General features: G+C 63.6%; 16 protein-coding genes. 9 read left to right on the top strand and 7 right to left on the bottom strand.

Features of this window, described 5'->3' with window-relative positions; genetic code table 11:
- A partial coding sequence (locus RCH91_RS03950) for a universal stress protein (protein ID WP_306533248.1) occupies window positions 1-431 on the bottom strand: 431 nt, incomplete at its 3' end.
- Window positions 432-566: 135 nt separating this feature from the next.
- Here RCH91_RS03950 and RCH91_RS03945 point away from each other — a divergent pair.
- From RCH91_RS03945 to RCH91_RS03930, 4 genes are all read left to right on the top strand, one after another.
- A complete protein-coding gene (locus tag RCH91_RS03945) occupies window positions 567-3,410 on the top strand; it encodes an HAD-IC family P-type ATPase (protein WP_306533247.1) in 2,844 nt (947 codons plus the stop codon).
- Window positions 3,407-4,057 carry a TrkA family potassium uptake protein gene (locus RCH91_RS03940; protein WP_306533246.1) on the top strand — a complete coding sequence of 217 codons (651 nt, stop codon included), beginning with the start codon at window positions 3,407-3,409 and terminating at the stop codon, window positions 4,055-4,057. Before RCH91_RS03945 ends, RCH91_RS03940 begins: the two co-directional genes overlap by 4 nt.
- A 10-nt stretch (window positions 4,058-4,067) precedes the next feature.
- Window positions 4,068-4,757, top strand: a complete 690-nt coding sequence (locus RCH91_RS03935) for a TrkA family potassium uptake protein (RefSeq protein ID WP_306533245.1) — start codon at window positions 4,068-4,070, stop codon at window positions 4,755-4,757.
- Window positions 4,758-4,848: 91 nt separating this feature from the next.
- A complete protein-coding gene (locus RCH91_RS03930) occupies window positions 4,849-6,132 on the top strand; it encodes a class II fructose-bisphosphate aldolase (protein ID WP_306533244.1) in 1,284 nt (427 codons plus the stop codon).
- A gap of 68 nt (window positions 6,133-6,200) precedes the next feature.
- On the opposite strand, the gene RCH91_RS03925 is transcribed toward RCH91_RS03930, so the two are convergent.
- Window positions 6,201-6,587, bottom strand: coding sequence for an HsmA family protein (locus tag RCH91_RS03925; RefSeq protein ID WP_306533243.1), 387 nt, complete (start codon window positions 6,585-6,587; stop codon window positions 6,201-6,203).
- Between the two features lie 2 nt (window positions 6,588-6,589).
- Window positions 6,590-7,084: a tRNA (cytidine(34)-2'-O)-methyltransferase gene (locus RCH91_RS03920; protein WP_306533242.1), complete on the bottom strand. Its 495-nt coding sequence runs from the start codon at window positions 7,082-7,084 to the stop codon at window positions 6,590-6,592.
- 171 nt (window positions 7,085-7,255) lie between these two features.
- Here RCH91_RS03920 and serA point away from each other — a divergent pair, with 171 nt between their 5' ends.
- Both serA and RCH91_RS03910 read left to right on the top strand, forming a co-directional pair.
- Complete coding sequence (serA, locus tag RCH91_RS03915; RefSeq protein ID WP_306533241.1) at window positions 7,256-8,881, top strand: phosphoglycerate dehydrogenase; 1,626 nt, start codon at window positions 7,256-7,258, stop codon at window positions 8,879-8,881.
- Window positions 8,882-8,967: 86 nt separating this feature from the next.
- Window positions 8,968-9,525, top strand: coding sequence for a thermonuclease family protein (locus RCH91_RS03910; protein ID WP_306533240.1), 558 nt, complete (start codon window positions 8,968-8,970; stop codon window positions 9,523-9,525).
- 95 nt (window positions 9,526-9,620) lie between these two features.
- On the opposite strand, the gene RCH91_RS03905 is transcribed toward RCH91_RS03910, so the two are convergent.
- The 4 genes from RCH91_RS03905 to eno form a co-directional block, all read right to left on the bottom strand.
- Window positions 9,621-10,688, bottom strand: coding sequence for a 3-deoxy-7-phosphoheptulonate synthase (locus RCH91_RS03905; RefSeq protein ID WP_306533239.1), 1,068 nt, complete (start codon window positions 10,686-10,688; stop codon window positions 9,621-9,623).
- Between the two features lie 101 nt (window positions 10,689-10,789).
- Complete coding sequence (locus tag RCH91_RS03900; RefSeq protein WP_306533238.1) at window positions 10,790-11,389, bottom strand: nicotinamidase; 600 nt, start codon at window positions 11,387-11,389, stop codon at window positions 10,790-10,792.
- A complete protein-coding gene (locus tag RCH91_RS03895; RefSeq protein WP_306533237.1) occupies window positions 11,386-12,840 on the bottom strand; it encodes a nicotinate phosphoribosyltransferase in 1,455 nt (484 codons plus the stop codon). The genes RCH91_RS03900 and RCH91_RS03895 overlap by 4 nt, the downstream gene beginning before the upstream one ends.
- Window positions 12,841-12,997: 157 nt before the next feature.
- Window positions 12,998-14,287, bottom strand: a complete 1,290-nt coding sequence (gene eno / locus RCH91_RS03890) for a phosphopyruvate hydratase (protein WP_306533236.1) — start codon at window positions 14,285-14,287, stop codon at window positions 12,998-13,000.
- A gap of 263 nt (window positions 14,288-14,550) precedes the next feature.
- Between eno and RCH91_RS03885 the strand changes: the two genes are divergently transcribed.
- Genes RCH91_RS03885 through RCH91_RS03875 form a run of 3 tightly spaced genes read left to right on the top strand, consistent with a single transcriptional unit; the run spans window position 14,551 to window position 18,089 of the window.
- Complete coding sequence (locus tag RCH91_RS03885; RefSeq protein ID WP_306533235.1) at window positions 14,551-16,962, top strand: HD family phosphohydrolase; 2,412 nt, start codon at window positions 14,551-14,553, stop codon at window positions 16,960-16,962.
- Window positions 16,859-17,311, top strand: a complete 453-nt coding sequence (gene ybeY, locus RCH91_RS03880; RefSeq protein WP_306533234.1) for an rRNA maturation RNase YbeY — start codon at window positions 16,859-16,861, stop codon at window positions 17,309-17,311. The genes RCH91_RS03885 and ybeY overlap by 104 nt, the downstream gene beginning before the upstream one ends.
- Window positions 17,304-18,089, top strand: a complete 786-nt coding sequence (locus RCH91_RS03875; protein ID WP_306533233.1) for a diacylglycerol kinase — start codon at window positions 17,304-17,306, stop codon at window positions 18,087-18,089. Before ybeY ends, RCH91_RS03875 begins: the two co-directional genes overlap by 8 nt.
- Window positions 18,090-18,097: the final 8 nt, after the last annotated feature.

The following is an 18,097-nucleotide window of genomic DNA, read 5'->3' as shown; positions in this document are numbered from 1 at the left end:
AGCAGGACGGGCACCGTCGCCAGACGCAGCGTCTTCATGGCGGTGGAACCGACGAAGAGGTCGAGCAGGAAATGCTCGCCATGGGCGCCGATGACGATGAGATCGGCGCCACTCTCGCGTGCCCATCCCGCCAGTGCCTGGGGTGCCCGCCCCTGCAGCACGCGGGGCGTCGGCGCGAGCCCGAGGCGCTGGCCGACGGCGGCGGCAAGATCGCCGAGGCGCCGCGCCGCCGCCTCCAGCAGCCCGGCCTCGGAAAGCCCCTCCTGATCGGCCAGCTTGCGCCAGGCTTCCTCCAGGGGTGGCAGGTAAACCGCATGGACCACCTCGGCGGTTGCCCCGTTGGCCTTCGCCAGCAGCACGGCCCGGCGCAGGGCCGATTCGCCGCCATGGGAAAAATCTGTGGCAGCCACGATCCGCTTTATTCCATTCATGTCTTCTCCCGGATTGGGTTCCCGTTGCCGGCGCCCGCCCGCAGGGCCGCGACGGCCTGCCGCTGCGGCAGGGAACTCCCCTTTTCATAGTATTGTCTTCAACAGACCACCGCCGATTGCAGAAGGTTCCCCTCCATGCCGACCGACATGCCCGCGCCGGACCCTGACATGGCCCCCGTGCCGCCATGGCACGCCCTGGAGGCCGCCGCGACCCTGGCCCACCACGGCGTCGATCCGGCCACCGGACTGTCGTCCGAAGAGGCCGACGCCCGCCTGGCCCGCCACGGTCCCAACCAGTTGACGGTGGTGCCGGGGCGCAGCACCCTGCGGCGCTTCCTCTCCCAGCTGGTCCAGCCCCTGGTGCTGGTGCTGATCGCATCGGGCCTCGTCACCGCCCTGCTCGGCGAATGGGTGGATGCCAGCGTGATCTTCGGCGTCGTCGTCGTGAATGCCATCGTCGGCTTCGTCCAGGAGGGCAAGGCGGAGGAGGCCCTGGCGGCGCTGGCGCGGGCAGTCGCCACGGAAGTGAATGTGCTGCGCGGCGGCCGGCGCCTGCGCCTCGACGCGGCGGCCCTGGTGCCCGGCGACGTGGTCTGGCTCGCTGCCGGCGACAAGGTGCCCGCCGATCTGCGGCTCGTGAAGGGCAAGGAGTTGCGCACCATCGAGGCGGCCCTCACGGGCGAATCGGCGCCCGTCGCCAAGCACGCCGACGCCCTGCCCGCCGACACGTCCCTGGCGGACCGGGCCAACATGGCCTACGCCGGCACCGCCGTGGTGGCCGGCCAGGCGACCGGTGTGGTGGTCGCCACGGGGGACGCCACCGAGACCGGCCGCATCTCCCGCCTCATCGCCGCGGCGCCGGACCTGGCGACGCCCCTCACGCGCAAGATGGAAAGGTTCTCGCGCCAGCTGCTGGTGATCATCCTGGGGCTGGCGGCCCTCACCTTCGCCGTCGGCATCTGGCGCGGCGAATCGGCCTTCGCCATGTTCATGGCCGCCGTGGCCCTGGCCGTCGGCGCCATTCCGGAAGGCCTGCCGGCCGCCATCACCATCACCCTGGCCATCGGCGTCGGCCGCATGGCGAAGCGCCGCGCCATCGTTCGCCAACTGCCCGCCGTGGAAGCGCTGGGCAGCACGACGGTGATCTGCTCGGACAAGACCGGCACCCTCACCGAAAACGAGATGACTGTCCGCAGCCTCTGGATCGGCGGCCATCCCCTCGCGGTGACCGGCGCGGGCTACGGTCCGGAAGGGGCGGTGCTCGACGAAGGGCACTCTGTCGATGGCCCGCAGGCCTCCGACATGCGCAGGATGCTCCTGGCCGCCGGGCTCTGCAACGACGCGCGGCTCCTGGCTCCGGAGGATGCCGGCGGCCGGTGGAGCATCCTTGGCGACCCCACCGAGGCGGCCCTGAAGGTGGCTGCGGCCAAGGCCGGAATCGATCTGGATGCCCAGGAGGGGCGCCTCCCCCGTGTCCGGGAGATTCCCTTCGAGTCCCGGCGGAAGATGATGAGCACCGTCCATCGGGTGACGGCCACCCGGGAGGAGGGGGGGATTCCGGCGGGCTCGTCGAAACTGGTCGCCTTTGTGAAGGGGGCGCCGCGGGAGGTGGCGGCCCGCTGCAGCCGCATTGCGGTGGACGGCGGGGAGAGCGACCTGGACGACGGGTGGCGGGAGAAGATCGCCGCGGCCACGGACCGTTACGCGCGGGGGGCGCTCCGGGTGCTGGCGGTTGCCTCCCGCGAGCTGCCGCCCGGTTTCAGCGATTTCACCCCCGAGGGGGTCGAGGGGGATCTCACGTTCCTTGGCCTCATGGCCATGATGGACCCTCCCCGCCCCGAGGTGGCGGATGCGGTGGAGAAGTGCCGCCGGGCCGGCATCCGGATCGTCATGGTCACCGGCGACTATGGCCTCACGGCCGAGAGCGTGGCCCGGCGCATCGGCTGCATCAGCGGCGGCCCCCCCCGGATCGTGACCGGCGCCGAGCTGGAGGTGATGCCTCAACCCACTCTGGAGGAGATTCTCCGGGACGAGGTGATCTTTGCCCGGGTGGCCCCCGAGCAGAAGCTGCGGGTGGTGGCCGCGCTCCAGGGTCTGGGGCATGTGGTGGCCGTCACCGGCGATGGGGTGAACGACGCCCCGGCCCTCAAGAAGGCCGACATCGGCGTCGCCATGGGACTCTCCGGCACCGACGTGGCCCGGGAGGCGGCCGACATGGTCCTTGCCGACGACAATTTCGCCTCCATCGTCAACGCGGTGGAGGAGGGGCGGGCGGTCTACGCCAACATCCGGCGCTTCGCCACCTATGTCTTCACGAGCAACATGGCCGAGGCGGTCCCCTTTGTGGTCATGCTCTTTTCGCGGGGGGCGATCCCCCTGCCGCTCACGGTCATGCAGGTCCTTTCCATCGATCTCGGGACCGACATGGTGCCGGCCATCGGGCTCGGGACTGAGCTTCCCGAGGAAGGGGTCATGGACCGTCCTCCGCGGCCGCGAAACGATCCACTCCTGAACCGGAGCGTGCTCGTGCGGGCGTTTCTCTGGTACGGGGCCATCGAGGCGATGGCTGCCCTGTCGGCCTACTTCTTCCTCAACTGGCTCCACGGCTGGCCGGGGATGCCGCTGGCGGCTGAGGGGACAAATGCCTACCGGATGGCAACAACCATGACCCTGGCCGGCGTGGTGGCGGCCCAGGTCGGCGCCGTCTTTGCCTGCCGGAGCGACCAGGCCTCGATCTTTACGATAGGGTTTTTCAGTAATCGGCTCGTGCTCCTGGGGGTGGCCGTGGAGCTGGCGCTCCTTGGCCTCCTCGTGTACGTTCCGTTTCTCCAGAAGGCGTTCCATACGGCACCCCTCGGCCTGGTGGAGTGGTGCTATGTTCTGGCGTGGGCGCCGGCGGTCCTTCTTGCCGATGAGGCACGCAAAGCCGTAATGCGGCGGCGCGGGCGGTCCATACCCTCCACGGGAGGTTCACCATGAAAATCATCATTATCGGGTGCGGCAGGGTGGGGGCCGGACTGGCGGAAACCCTCAGCCACCACGGCCACGGGGTCACGGTGGTGGACCAGGCGCCGGCAGCCTTCGAGCGGCTCGGGCCGTCGTTTCGGGGGGAGACCATAACGGGGGGCGGGTTCGACCGGGATATCCTCCTCACGGCGGGGATCGAGTGGTGCGACGGCCTCGCGGCAGTCACCACAAGCGACGAGGTGAACCTGGTGGCCGCCCGGGCCGCCCGGCAGATGTTCCACGTGCCCCGGGTGGTGGCCAGCCTCTACGACCCCCGCAAGGCGGAAGTCTCCCGGCGCCTGGGGCTCCTCACCATCTCCCCTGTCACCTGGGGGATCAACCGGATCGTGGAACTCCTCTGCTATTCGCGCCTCGAACCGGTCAAGAGCCTGGGCAGCGGAGAGGTGGACGTGGTGGAGGCGGAGGTCCCCCATCTCCTGGCGGGGAGGACGGTCAACGAGCTGACCGTGGCGGGGGAGATACTGGTGGTGGCCATCACCCGGCAGGGGAAGACCTTCATTCCCACCCTCGGGACCGAGCTTCGCGAGGGGGATCTGGTGCACCTGGCACTGCTCGCCACATCGGCCGAGCGGCTGAAAATCCTCATGGGATGGCATTAGGGAGGAGACCATGTACGTGCTCATCATTGGCGGCGGTAAGGTGGGAGCCCGGTTGGCCGCGCTGCTTCTGGGCGGGGGAACCCGGGTGAAGGTCATCGAGGCGCGGCACGGGGAGTTGCCGTCCTTGGAGCGGGACCTTCCCCTCGACGCGGTTCTCCGGGGCAACGGCACCGACCCGGTGGTTCTGGAGACCGCGGGCATCAGACAGGCGAACGTGGTGGCGGCCGTGACCGGCACCGATGAAGTCAACCTGGTGGCGGCGGGGCTCGCCCGCTTCGAGTTCGGGGTGCCGCGGGTCATCGCCCGGGTGAACGACCCGAAGAATGCCTGGATGTTCACCCCGAAGATGGGGGTCGACGTGGCCCTCAACCAGGCGGATCTGCTGGCCCACCTCATCGCCGAGGAGATGTCGCTGGGGGAGATGATGACGCTCCTCAAGCTCCGCAAGGGGGAGTACTCCCTGGTGGAGGAGAAGGTCCACCCCCAGTCGGCCGCGGCGGGGAGGGCGATCCGTGAGCTGCCCTTGCCTGCGGAAAGTGTCGTAACCGCCGTCATCCGCAAGGGGATTCTCCTCATCCCCCGGGGCGATCTGGTGCTCCAGCCGGCCGACGAGATTCTGGCCCTCGTTCATTCGTCCGGGGCGGAAAAACTGGCCGCCATTCTCGGCCCGGGAGAGAGTCAGAAAGGGCGGGAAACGTAGATTATTCCTTGATTTAGTACAGGTTGCCATGCTATAAGATGCTGATTTTTGTCTGCCGAAATAATTTCACTGAAACTGAAGGAGGATATGAATGGCACCGTACTCCGCGGATTTCGAGAAGGCCCTCCAGGTGGGCCGTCCCCCCAACATCAAGAAGCTTTTCCCCAACTCCAAGGCTCTCATCGTGAGCGGCAAGGTGGTGGACCGGGCCATGCTCGCCAAGGGGAAGGCCATTGCCATGGCCGCCAACGGCCGCAACTACTTCGTGATCCGTGGTGCCCTCATGGCGGCCCAGCGGGCCAACTGCCCGCTCATCATCGAAATCGCCAAGTCGGAAGGGGGCCAGAAGGCCTACTGCGCGGTCAACTACTGGAACATGGCCCGCATCGTGGACGCCCTCTGCAACGAGCTGGAAATCACCGTTCCGGTGGCCATCCATGCCGACCACTACGGCATCAAGAACGACAAGGACCTGGCCGCCGCCAAGGTGGAGATTCCGACCATGTTCGAGGCGGGGATCACCTCCATCGCCATTGACGCCTCCCATCTCCCCGACGACCAGAACCTCCTGGCCAACCTCGACATCAATCCCTCCATCCCGGCCTGGGCCGGTCTTGAGACCGAGGTGGGCGAGATCAAGGGGAACCAGGGCCTTTCCACGGTGGACGAGGCCAAGTTCCTGATCCAGGGGCTCAACGCCCACGAGATCTTCCCCGACTGGATCGCCCTCAACAACGGCACCACCCACGGCCTGGAGGCATCGGCCGCCGGTATCCAGGTTGGGCTCACCGCCGATATCCACAAGGCCCTGGAGCCCTACAAGGTGAACGGCGCCCAGCACGGCACCTCCGGCAACAGCTCCGAGCGGCTCCGCGAAATCGCCAACCAGACCGCCACCACCAAGGCCAACGTGGCCACTGCCCTCCAGATGATCTCCTGGGGCCTTGAGGTGAACGACTACGGCAATGCCCAACTGGACGCCGACGGCAACTTCATCAAGGTGAAGGGCGAGGGGATGACCGAGGAACTCTGGGCTGAGGTGGTGGCCTATGCGAACGAAAAGGGGTGGAAGAAGGGGGACTACAAGAGCCTGAATCTTCCCTTCGAGAACAGGCTCCTGGCCCAGCCCAAGGAGATCCGCGACCGGATGACCAAGCGGGTTGAGGATTTCACTTACAAGATGATGACCGAGGTCTTCAATGCAAAGGACACGGCGCCCCTTGCCATCGAGGCGATCCTCAAGGCCGGCTCCCACGACGTGGGGCCCAAGGGGAGCCTCATCGAGGACCCGGCCCACTGGACCAGGGAGCAGATCATCGAGCGGGCAAAGACCATCGCGAGCGACAAGGGACCGGAAGGGAACTTTGACGATTAGTCATCGGCTGACATGGTGAGGGAAGGGGGGCGAAAGCCCCCTTTTCTTTTTGGCGTCGGGAAGCTGAATTATGGACGGCCCGACATCTTGAGCATTCCCGCCAGGGCCCCGCTGGCGAAGGCGATGCACCAGAGGGTGTAGATGGTGAGGCTCACCCGGTGGAAGGTGCGGTTGATCCGCTCGGCCCGGCGGATGAGGGAGGCGGCGAGGGCCAGGAGAAAGTGGAAGGCCATGCCTGCCAGCGAAAGGATGCCGGTGAGATTGTGCCATTCGGGAGCCTTGCCGTAGGCCCGGGCGTAAAGGCTCATCTGGTGGGTGCCCAGGTAGTCGAAGAGGAGGCCGATGCCGAACACGATCAGGTGCTTGCGGTGAAGCCCCTCCCTCCTGCCGCTGAAGACCGCGTAGGTGTAGAAGATCAGGGCCAGGATCATGGAGACGATTCCTCGTGCCAGCATGGTCAGTCTTCCTCTCCCGGTCCCGAATTCACCAGCCGTCCCGACTGCCGCAGGGCCTCGTAGAGGACGATCCCTGCCGCTGTGGAGAGGTTGAGGCTCCGGACCTTTCCGAAGATAGGTATCCGCACCGTCTGCTCCCAGTTGGCCCGGATCAGTTCCTCGGGGAGCCCTACCGTTTCCTTCCCGAAGACGATGAAGTCCCCTTCCTGAAACCCTGCTTCCACATGGGTGCGGGCCGCCTTCTTGCTCGTGTAGATGAAACGCCCCCCCGGATAGGCCCGCTTCAGGGCGTCAAGGTCGTCCCAGTAGTGGATCTCCACCTCGCTCCAGTAGTCGAGCCCCGCCCGTTTCAGGTAACGGTCATCGGTGGAGAAGCCCAGCTTCCCCACCAGGTGGAGAACCGTGCCGGTGGCACCGCAGAGGCGGGCAATGTTGCCGGTGTTGGGGGGGATTTCCGGCTCGATGAGGACGATTTGAAAGGGTGGTTTGTCGGACATTCTCTTCCCTTCTGACTGCTTGACGTATACGTGTTACAGAGGTTGCCGGTCTTGCATTTTGCGGTGGACGGGTCTATTATTATCGCTTCTTCGCGGTCGCGCAAAGTACTTTCTTCCAGTCAGGATTCGTTACGGATACCCGCACCATATTCCATTAAAAAGGGAGCAGCAATGAAGATCATCGTTACCGACGAGGTGGCTCAGGAAGGGTTGGCGCTTCTGGCCCAGGACCCGCGCGTGGAGATCGACGTCAAGCTGGGGCTCAAGAAGGAGGAGTTGCTGGCGATCATCGGAAATTACGACGCCATCATAACCCGTAGCGGTACCACCGTTGACAAGGATCTCCTCGACGCCGGCGCCAAGCTTCGGCTCATCGCCCGGGCCGGGGTCGGCATCGACAACGTGGATGTTGACTACGCCAGTTCCCGCGGCGTGATCGTGGTGAACGCTCCCTTCGGCAACACCAATAGCGCCGCCGAGCACGCCATGGCGCTGCTTCTGTCGTTCTGCCGCAACGTGACCCGGGCCAACGGCAGCCTCAAGAGCGGCGAGTGGAAGCGGGCTCCCTTCACCGGCTACGAGCTCAAGGGGAAGACCGCCGGCGTCATCGGCCTCGGCAAGGTTGGGGGGCGGGTCGCCACGCGGCTCAAGGCCTTCGAGTGCGAGGTCCTTGCCTGCGACCCCTACATCGCCGCGAAGCGCGCCCATGACCTGGGAGTGAAGCTCGTTTCCCACGACGAGATCTACCGCAACTGTGACATCATCACCGTCCACACCCCCCTGAACGAAGAGACCCGCAACATGATCGGTGAGCGCGAACTGGCCATGATGAAGAATGGCGTCATCATCGTGAACGCCGCCCGGGGAGGGATCATCGAGGAAGAGGCGCTCCTGAAGTATCTGGAGTCGGGCAAGATCACCGGTGCCGCCATCGACGTATTCAGCGTGGAGCCCCCCAAGAGCGATGTGCTGCAGAAGCTCATCGCCCACGAGCGGGTGGTGGTTACCCCGCACCTGGGGGCCAATACCTTTGAAGCCCAGATCAATGTGGCGGTGGATGTCTCCAAGGAGATCCTCAACTACCTGGATGACCTCCCCCTGGAGAATGCCGTGAACATCCCCCGCTTCGACGTGGCTCTCATGGACCAGATGCGGCCGTTCCTGAACCTCATGAGTGTCATGAGCGATTTCGTCATCCAGCTCGTCGACACAAACATCGACACGGTGACCTTCTCTTACGCCGGGAACATCGCCCACTACGACTGCACCCCCCTGAGCGTCTGCGGGCTGTCGTCGATCCTCAACCGGATGGTGGAGCAGGACGTGAACATGGTGAACGCCACCCTCATTGCCGACCAGATGGGAATCACCGTGGATGAGCACAAGTCGACCCAGTCACCCTCGTTCTCCAATATGATCACCCTCAATATCGAGGGGCAGGGGGAGAAGCGGACCATCGCCGGAACCCTTTTCGAGGGGAGTCCGCGCATCGTGAAGCTGCGCGACTACCAGGTGGACTTTGCCCCCGAGGAGCACATGCTCATCCTTACCTACGGCGACCGGCCGGGGATGATCGGCAAGATCGGCACCATCATGGGGGCCCACGACATCAACATCGCCTCCATGAACCTGGGTCGCCGCGAGAAGCGTGGCGAGGCCATGGTCATCCTCTCCCTTGACTCGGCTATACCTCCCTTCGTCGAGGAGGAGGTTCGCAAGGCGACCGAAGCCGCGTTCATCAAACCGATCCACATGCCGGGCGCCAAGTGCGACCGGGGGTGCGGGTGCGGCATCTGACCTCATTCTGAATGAACTGGATTAATGACAGGAAGGGCCGGTCTCGTGGAGGGGCCGGCCCTTTGTGTACTGAAGGGGGAGGCAAGGTGAAACGGATCGGTCTGATCGTGGCGGCACTGCTGGCCGGGATGTCTGGCGTACTGGCGGGAGGGGTTGGGGCATCGGCTGCCGGCCGTGACCGTGCAGACGCCGTGGCTGCTGGAGGCAGGGTAACGAGGGTGTGGGACGGGGATACGGTCGTTATCACGCCCCCGGGGCGAGGGAAGTCCTATACCTGCAGGCTGTATGGCATCGATGCGCCTGAGACCACCAAAAAAGGGGTTCCAGGGCAGCCTTACGGCGCAGCGTCGGCAGCCGAGTTACGAAAGCTTGTTCTGAGTCGGGACGTGACGGTGGAGTTGACTGGCGAGCAGAGCCATGGCCGCCAGGTTGGTATCATCCTTCTCAACGGGGTGGACCTGAACCGGGAGATGGTACGGCGGGGCTATGCCTGGGCCTACGTCCGGCACCTGCGGCGCCCCCACGCCTCGGCCTACCTGGGGGCAGAGCAGGAGTCCCGTCAGGCGCGCCGTGGGTTGTGGCTGGATCGCAACCCGATGCCACCCTGGGAGTATCGCAGGAAGCTGAGGGTGGGCAGCAGGTGATGCAAATTCCGGCTGCGCGACATCACGGGTAGCAGAAACAAAAAAGAGCCCCGCTTCAAGGCGGGGCTCTTTTTTGTTTCATGGCGCGACCGGAATCAGCCGTGCAGCGGCCTCCCGCCGCAGCGCTTGAGCCGGTCATGGGCCTTGCGCAGGATCTCCTCGGTGGTCTTCCAGTCGATGCACTTGTCGGTGGTTGAGACGCCGTAGCGAAGCTGCGACAGATCCTTGGGGATCGGCTGGTTCCCCTCTTCAAGGAAACTCTCTATCATGACCCCTGAGATGGAGCGGTTGCCCGCCTCGATCTGGTCAATGACGCAGTCGAGCACCTCCGGCTGCTTCTCGTGGCGCTTCTCCGAGTTGCCGTGGCTGCAGTCAACCATGATTGTCGGGAAGAGTCCCCCCTTTTCCAGCATTTCCTCGGTCTTGGCGATGTCTTCGGGGAAGTAGTTGGGCTTCTTGCCGCCGCGCAGGACGATGTGGACGTCGGGGTTGCCGGTGGTCTGGATGATGGAGGTCTTCCCGTCCCGGTTGATGCCGAGGAAGCTGTGGGGGTGGAGCGCCGCGTTCATGGCGTCGATGGCGATCTGCAGGTTGCCGTCGGTGCCGTTCTTGAACCCGACGGGGAAGGAGAGGCCGCTGGCCATCTCCCGGTGGGACTGGCTCTCGGTGGTCCGGGCGCCGATGGCCCCCCACGAGATGTAGTCGGCCAGGTACTCGGGGGTGATGGTGTCGAGCATCTCGCACGCCACCGGCAGGAGCATTTCGGTTATGTCGTCCAGAAGCCGCCGCGCGATGCCGAGCCCCTTGGATATCTGGTGGGTATGGTTCATGTCGGGGTCGTTGATGAGCCCCTTCCAGCCGATGGTGGTGCGGGGCTTCTCGAAGTAGACCCGCATTACGATGAAGAGTTGATCTGAGAGTTCGCCGGCGAGTCGCGCCAGGCGCCCCGCATACTCCAGGGCAGCCTTGGGGTCGTGGATGGAGCAGGGGCCCACCACCACCATGAGGCGGGTATCTTTCCCCTTCAGGATGTTTTTGATGTGGGCCCTGCTCCCGTTGACGGATTCGGCCGTCTCCAGCGACTGGGGGAAGACCTGCCGCAGGTCGGCGGGGGCGATGATTGGGGTTATGCTTGTGACCTTCAGGTTGCTTGTTTTTGTCATTATGGGAATTGTCCTTTGATTTCATGAGGATTGCTAAACTTGGCCACTGTAGCGCGTTCACCCTCAAATGTCAAAAGGTATGTATTGCCTCTCATGGGCGCTCATGAAGGTGGATCGGCCTGGAGCTGGCTGAAGTTCATTCGCTCCGCGCCGGCGGTGACCATTTCGTCGATAGCCGATGCCGAGTCGCCGGGCTTCAGATCGACACCCCGCACAGCATCTTCAAGGAGCGCCACCGCCAAGCCGTGGCGCAGCCCGTCCAGGACCGACTCCTTGACGCAGTAGTCGGTGGCGAGCCCTCCCACGTAAAGTTTTCGGATCCCCAGCTCCTTCAGTACGACGGAGAAGCGAACGCCGTCATCCGTTACCGCCTGGAATGCCGAGTAGTCGTCGCGTGACGGGTCCATCCCCTTGGTGATCACGATGACGTCTTCGGGAAGCGCCAGGTCCCGGTGGAACCGGGCCCCCTCGCTCCCTTGCACGCAGTGGACCGGCCAGATGCCGCCGTAGTCGCGAAAATGGGACGTGGTGGCCGGATGCCAGTCCCGGGAGGCGAAGATCGGTAGTTTCCGCTCCCCGAAGAGCGCCATGTAGTGGTTGAGGACCGGCACGACCCGGTCCCCCTCGGGGACGGGGAGCCCCCCGCCGGGGCAGAAGTCGTTCTGGACGTCGACGATCAGAAGGGCTGACGTGGTTTTCACGGCGTTTCTCCCCGGTGGAGCTTTTTGTATCCCCGCTGCACCTCGTCCATGAGTCGCAGCCGCAGTTCGTTGAGGCCGCTGCTGATGGAGACCTTGAACTTGTGGGGATTGATGAAGCGAAGGCACCCCTGCGGCAGGCGGGAGAGCTGTTCCCGGCAGCGGTCCGCCATCTCGTCGAGGGTGGGAGGAGGCTCCGCCGTCCGCGCACCGTTTTCCATGGCAACGCCACGGACCTCCTCAAAGCGGGCTTCCAGAGGGATGGTGATGTATTGAAGGGGATTGGCCGGATCGAACACCGTGGCGCCGGGGGCGATGTCCTCACCGGCAAGGCAGATCACGTCCTGGATGAACGAACCGTCGGGCGCCACGGCCCGCAGGAGCCGCTTGCGGTCGGGGAGGGTCGCCTTGGCGATGTCGCTGGTCACCTTGAGCTTGGGCCGGTCGCCGATCCGGACCAGCTTGTAAACCCCCCCCAGGGCACCGCCCCCCTCGCCGGCGCAGGTGGCAAGCCGGGTTCCCACCCCGTAGATGTCGACCCGGCTCCCTTCGCTGCGCATCGATTCGATCACGTATTCGTCCAGTTCGTTGGAGGCGACGATCTTTGCGCCGGGGAAACCCGCCTCGTCGAACATGCGGCGCGTCTCCCGGGAGAGGTAGGCCAGGTCTCCCGAGTCGATCCGCACTCCAACGAGTTCGTGCCCCCGTGACCGTAGCTCCCGTGCCACGGTAATGGCATTGGGAATCCCGCTTTTAAGCGTATCGTAGGTGTCCACGAGGAGGATGCAGCTGTCGGGGAATACCTCCGCATAGGCGCGGAAGGCGGTCAGTTCGTCGGGGAAAGCCATGATCCAGCTGTGGGCGTGGGTTCCCCTCACCGGGATGCCGAAGAGTTTCCCTGCCAGCACGTTGCTCGTGCTCCGCACTCCCCCCACGTAGGCGGCCCGGGCCTCGCTTATCCCCCCGTCGGGCCCCTGGGCGCGGCGCAGACCGAACTCCAGAACTGTTCCGTCGGCCGCCGCATGGACAATCCGGGCCCCTTTGGTGGCGACCAGGGTCTGGAAATTGATGATGTTCAGGAGCGCCGTCTCCACCAGTTGTGCCTGGGCCAGGGGAGCCTCCACCGTCACGAGGGGCTCGTTGGCGAAAACCACCGTCCCTTCGGGCGCGGCCGTCACCTTTCCCCGGAACCGGAACGTGCGGAGGAAGTCGATGAACCGGGGGCGAAAGATTCCCAGATTGTGAAGATATTCGAGTTCGTCCTCCGCAAACCGGAGGTTTTCCAGGTATCCGAGGGCCGTATCGAGCCCGGCAAAGACTGCATACCCCCCCAGGAAGGGGTTGTGTCGGAAGAAGAGGTCGAACACCGCCGGTTCGTCGGCCATCCCTTCTTCCAGGTAGCCGGCCAGCATGGTGAGCTGGTAGAGGTCGGTAAGAAGCGGTGAGTAACGCATGGGGGTCTCCGTCTCGGGGGATGGAGAAGAGTATACCACACTCGGACCCTTGACGGTTGAGGGCGCAGCAGATGACTGTAGTCGAACAGATTGCGGAACGCACGAAAGGCGGGATTGCTCCCGCCTTTCGTTGTGTGGCCATGAATGTTCTGCGGGACTACTTGCGGATGTTGTAGAAGACGTCCTTGCCACGGAAGATGGCGGTGGTGTCGAGCTCGTCCTCGATCCGCAGGAGCTGGTTGTATTTGGCAACCCGGTCGGTGCGGCAGAGAGAGCCGGTTTTGATCTGGCCGGCGTTTACCGCCACGGAGAGGTCGGCAAGGGTGGTGTCCTCGGTTTCGCCCGAGCGGTGGGAGATGACGCAGGTGTAGCCGGCGCGCTTTGCCATTTCGATGGCGTCCAGGGTCTCGGTCAGGGAGCCGATCTGGTTCAGCTTGATCAGGATCGAGTTGGCGATCCCCTTCTGAATACCCTCTTCCAGGATTCGGGGATTGGTGACGAAGAGGTCGTCACCCACGATCTGGATCCGCTTGCCAAGACGGTCGGTGAGAAGCTTCCAGCCGTCCCAGTCGTTCTCGGCCATGCCGTCCTCGATGGAGATGATCGGGTACTTGTTCACCAGGTTCTCGTAGAAATCAACCATCTGGGCCGGGGTTTTCTTCGGCTCGGCCTCATTTCCCAGGGTGTAGACGCCATCCTTGAACAGCTCTGATGATGCCACGTCCAAGGCCAGGAGCACTTCTTCGCCCGGCTTGTAGCCGGCCTTCTGGATTGCCTCCATGATAACTTCCAGAGCCTCTTCGTTGGATTTCAGGTTCGGCGCAAACCCTCCCTCGTCACCCACCGCGGTGTTGTACCCTTTACCCTTCAGCACACCCTTCAGGGCATGGAAGATCTCGGCACCCATCCGCAGCGCCTCGGTGAAGGATTTGGCGCCGGCCGGCATGATCATGAACTCCTGGATGTCGACGTTGTTGTCGGCATGGGCGCCGCCGTTCAGGATGTTCATCATCGGCAGCGGGAGCTCCTTTGCATTGCTGCCGCCGATATACTGGTAGAGGGGGAGCCCGACTTCTTCGGCAGCGGCCTTGGCCACGGCCAGCGAAACGCCGAGAATGGCGTTGGCTCCCAGGTTGCTCTTGTACTCGGTGCCGTCCAGATCCAGCATCCTCTGGTCGATCCCGATCTGGTCGGTGGCTTCCATGCCGATGATCTGCTCGGCGATGACGTTGTTGACGTTGTCGACTGCCTTGAGGACCCCCTTGCCGAGGTAGCGGGACTTGTCTCCGTCGCGCAGCTCCAGAGCCTCGCGCTCGCCGGTTGATGCGCCGGACGGCACCGCCGCCCTTCCCATGACGCCGGACTCCAGGAATACTTCGACCTCCAGGGTCGGGTTGCCGCGGGAATCGAGTATTTCTCGCGCATAGACATCGGTAATTTCGCTCATTCTAGCCCCCTTGCAGAGAATGTGTGTCTGGTCTTGTGACCATCTGTAAAACGGCGAAAATATAACAGACCCGAAAGAATATGGAAACATATTTCATGTGCTGAACCACATGGGCGCCATGCAGCATGGGGGCAGACGCTTTTATCGGAGTTGACAGGCCCCGGACGGGAACGATATAGTGATTTTCTTATCGGTTTCTTCGGAACGGACGCTAACTGTCACGGCATCACAGATGCCAACAGGTAACCATACAGAAATCAATCATGCCCTCCCAAAGCGGCAACACCGACCAGGACATACGGGGATCCCTTCCCCTTTCCCTCGGGAGGATCCTCGACAATCTCCTGGAGCGCTTCTCGAATCCGCGCCAGGAGGCCAGGAACCGCCGTATCCTCCTCCTTCTTACGGCCTTTTTCCTCACGCTTCTGATCCTTCCCCGCCAGGAGTTCCTCTCCGTCAGGTACAAAGCTGGCGACATCGCTACCACCGACATCCGGGCGACCCAGGACTACCTGTTGGAAGATCGCCTTCTCACCGATAAAAAGCGCCGTGAGGCAGAGGCGGCGGTCCCCTATGTGTACAGCTTTACCCAGGAAGGGGCGGGCGAGTCGGTTGGGCGCATCGAACAGGCCCTCGCCCTTCTCCAGCAGGCGGCCACGGCGGCGTCTCCCGCGGGTGATCCCGCCCTTGACGACTCCCTGAAGGGGCTTTTCGGGTTCAGACTCTCCACCGACGAGAAAGCCGCCCTCATGCGGATCGGAGCCGATCCCGGCCTCATGGATCAGGTGCGGGTTCTGGCCGAGCGGCTCTACACCAACAAGATTGTGGTCGACAAGCGTTCGTTTGCCGGCGACACCGCCCATGGCATCGCCCTTGTTGATGCCCGGACCGGCGAGTCGCTGGGGCGGATGGAATATACGGTTTCTCCCATCGAGCCCGCCGAGGTCATGGAGATCGTCAAGGGGATGAAAGTCACTGCTCCCGGCTTGTCTCCACGCGAGATCGATACCCTGAAGGGGTTCGTGGCGAAGGTGGTGCGTCCAAACCTCACCTTCAGCAGGGATCTGACCGAGCAGGCGCAAGGAAGGGCCCGGAATGAGGTTCGCCCCGTTCTTTTGCAGGTGAAGCAGGGGGAGATGATTGTCAGGGTTGGAGAGCGGGTGACCGCTGAACAGATCCAGAAGCTTGAGATGATTTCCTCTGCCCGCGGCGATATCAACAAGCTTTTCGTCGGTATCGGCCTCTTTGGCCTCGTCCTTGTCATCCTCTATTTCCCTTACCGGTTCGCCCGGAAAAATATTCGGAAATTCAATCCAGTCACCAAGGATCTCGTTCTCATCTCCCTGGTAACGACTGGCATATTCTTTCTGCTGAAAATCGCCATGACCATTTCTGCGGCCTTGGGGACACCGTTCCCCAGCATCGATACCCGCGACTATTTCTACCTTTTCCCCTTCGCCGTAGGACCGATGCTGATCCGGATAATCCTCAATTCCGAGGTGGCGATGGTCTATACGGCCATCACGGCGCCGCTTCTGGGGATCATGTTCAACAACAGCCTCTTCGTGGTGGTCTACGCCCTGCTGGGGGGGATAGTCGGTGCCCACGGTGTGCGCCACTGCAAGGACCGCAGTCGCATCTACACCGCCGGCCTCAAGGTGAGTGTCGTGAACTTCGCCATGGCGCTGGCCTTCCAGACCATGAGCGACAGTTTTCTCTCCCTGCAGACTATCTGGAGCGCCGTCTTCGCCCTGGCTGGCGGGCTTCTCTGCTCGGCAGTCGTCACCGGCACCATCCCGCTCATCGAAACCGTTTTTCATTACGTGACCGACATCAAGCTGCTGGAACTCTCCAATCTCAACTCGCCGGTCCTGCGCGAGCTCATGGTCCGTGCCCCCGGCACCTACCACCACAGCGTCCTGGTGGGAAACCTGGTGGAGGCGGCTGCCGAGACGATAAACGCGAACCCGCTCCTGGCAAGGGTAGCGGCCTATTATCATGATATCGGCAAAATCAGCAAGCCCCAGTATTTCATCGAGAATACAGGGGGGGGCGACAACCGCCACGACAAGCTCGCCCCGAGCATGAGCGCCCTCATCCTCATCTCCCATGTGAAGGAGGGGGTTGAGCTTGCCCGGGAGCATCGGGTGGGGCGCCCCATAGTCGACATCATCCGGCAGTCCCACGGCACGGCCCTCATGACCTTCTTTTTCCAGAAGGCCAAGAGTCTGGCCGGCGACGGGCAGACGGTGCACGAGCGCGATTTCCGCTATCCCGGCCCCAAGCCCCAGTCGCGGGAAGCGGGTCTCGTCATGCTGGCCGACTGCGTGGAGGCCGCTTCCCGTACCCTCGTGAACCCCACTTCCGACCGGATACAGGGGCTGGTGCAGAAGATCATCAACAACATCTTCATTGACGGTCAGCTGGACGAATGCGAGTTGACCCTCAAGAACCTCCACGAAATAGCCAAGAGCTTCAACCGCATTCTGGCCGGCATCTATCACCACCGCATCGACTACCCGGAGCCGGCCTACAAGGAAAAAGAGAAACTGACCGGAGGTAAGAAACCGAGTGAAGGTAGCGATAGCGAACCGGCAAAGGCGGCATCCGATCGGGACGCCACGCCTGAGAAAAGTGGCGGAGACGATATTAAGCGCCTTGGGATATCCCGATAGCGAGCTCTCGGTGGTCATCACCGGCGATCTCGGCATCCGGCGCGTCAACCGCGAGTATCTCCATAAGGACCGCCCCACGAACGTCATCTCCTTTGCCATGGCCGAGGGTGAGTTCGGCGACATGAATCCCGGCATGCTGGGCGATGTGATCATCTCCGCCGATACGGCGGCCCGGGAGGCGGAAGAGGGGGGGATCTCCTTCTGGTCCCGGCTCTGTTTCCTGCTGCTGCACGGCGTTCTTCACATCACCGGCTACGACCACGAGCGGAGCGGCGAGGCGGAGGCCCGGCGGATGGAGGCGAAGGAGCGGGAGATCTTCGCGATCCTGGAGAGGGAAGGGCTTGTCTAGCCCCTACGGAGAGACGGATGCCGATGGCGCCCCGCTTCGGCCGACTCCGACGGCGCCCAACGGCGACCCGGTGAAGCCGTCCCGCTTCATCGACTCCGTCAATTGCGCCATCGAGGGGATATTCTGGGCCACCCGGACCCAGAAGCACATGCGCCGGCACTTCCTGTCGGCCCTGATTCTCCTGTTCGCGGTGCTCTTCCTCCGGGTGTCGGCCCTTGAGTTCACGCTCCTGGCGGTATCGGTTTCGTTCGTGCTCTTTGCCGAGCTGATGAACACGGCGGTCGAGGTGGTGGTGGACATGGTTTCACCGGAGTACCACCCCCTTGCCAAGATCGCCAAGGACGTTGCTGCCGGCGGGGTGCTCGTGGCGGCCATCGGCGCCGCGGTCATGGGCTACCTGATCCTGTCCCATTACATTTTTCCCATTTACAAGGAGGCGCTTGCCATGATAGGTACCCCGTCGGAGATGGGGGCGGTGGTGGCCCTGCTGGCGGTGGTGATCGTGGTGGTGATCCTCAAGTCGATTTCAGGCAAGGGGACGCCGCTTGAGGGGGGACTCCCCAGCGGCCATGCGGCGGTGGCCTTCTCCATCGCCACCCTGGTCACTCTCAACACCCAGGACCCCCTCATCTCGATTCTGACCATCGCCCTCGCGGTAATGGTGAGCCACTCGCGGCTTCTGCTCAGCATCCACACCATGCGCGAGGTAGTATTCGGCGCGGTTACCGGGGCGGGGGTCACCCTCTTGGTGCTGATGCTGTTCCGGTTCATGAAATAGGCGTTTTT

The organism is Geobacter sp. (genome assembly GCF_030834625.1).
GTDB lineage: Bacteria > Desulfobacterota > Desulfuromonadia > Geobacterales > Geobacteraceae > Geobacter.
The sequence above is the reverse complement of the archived record's forward strand: the minus strand, read 5'-3'. Positions and strand labels throughout refer to the sequence as shown.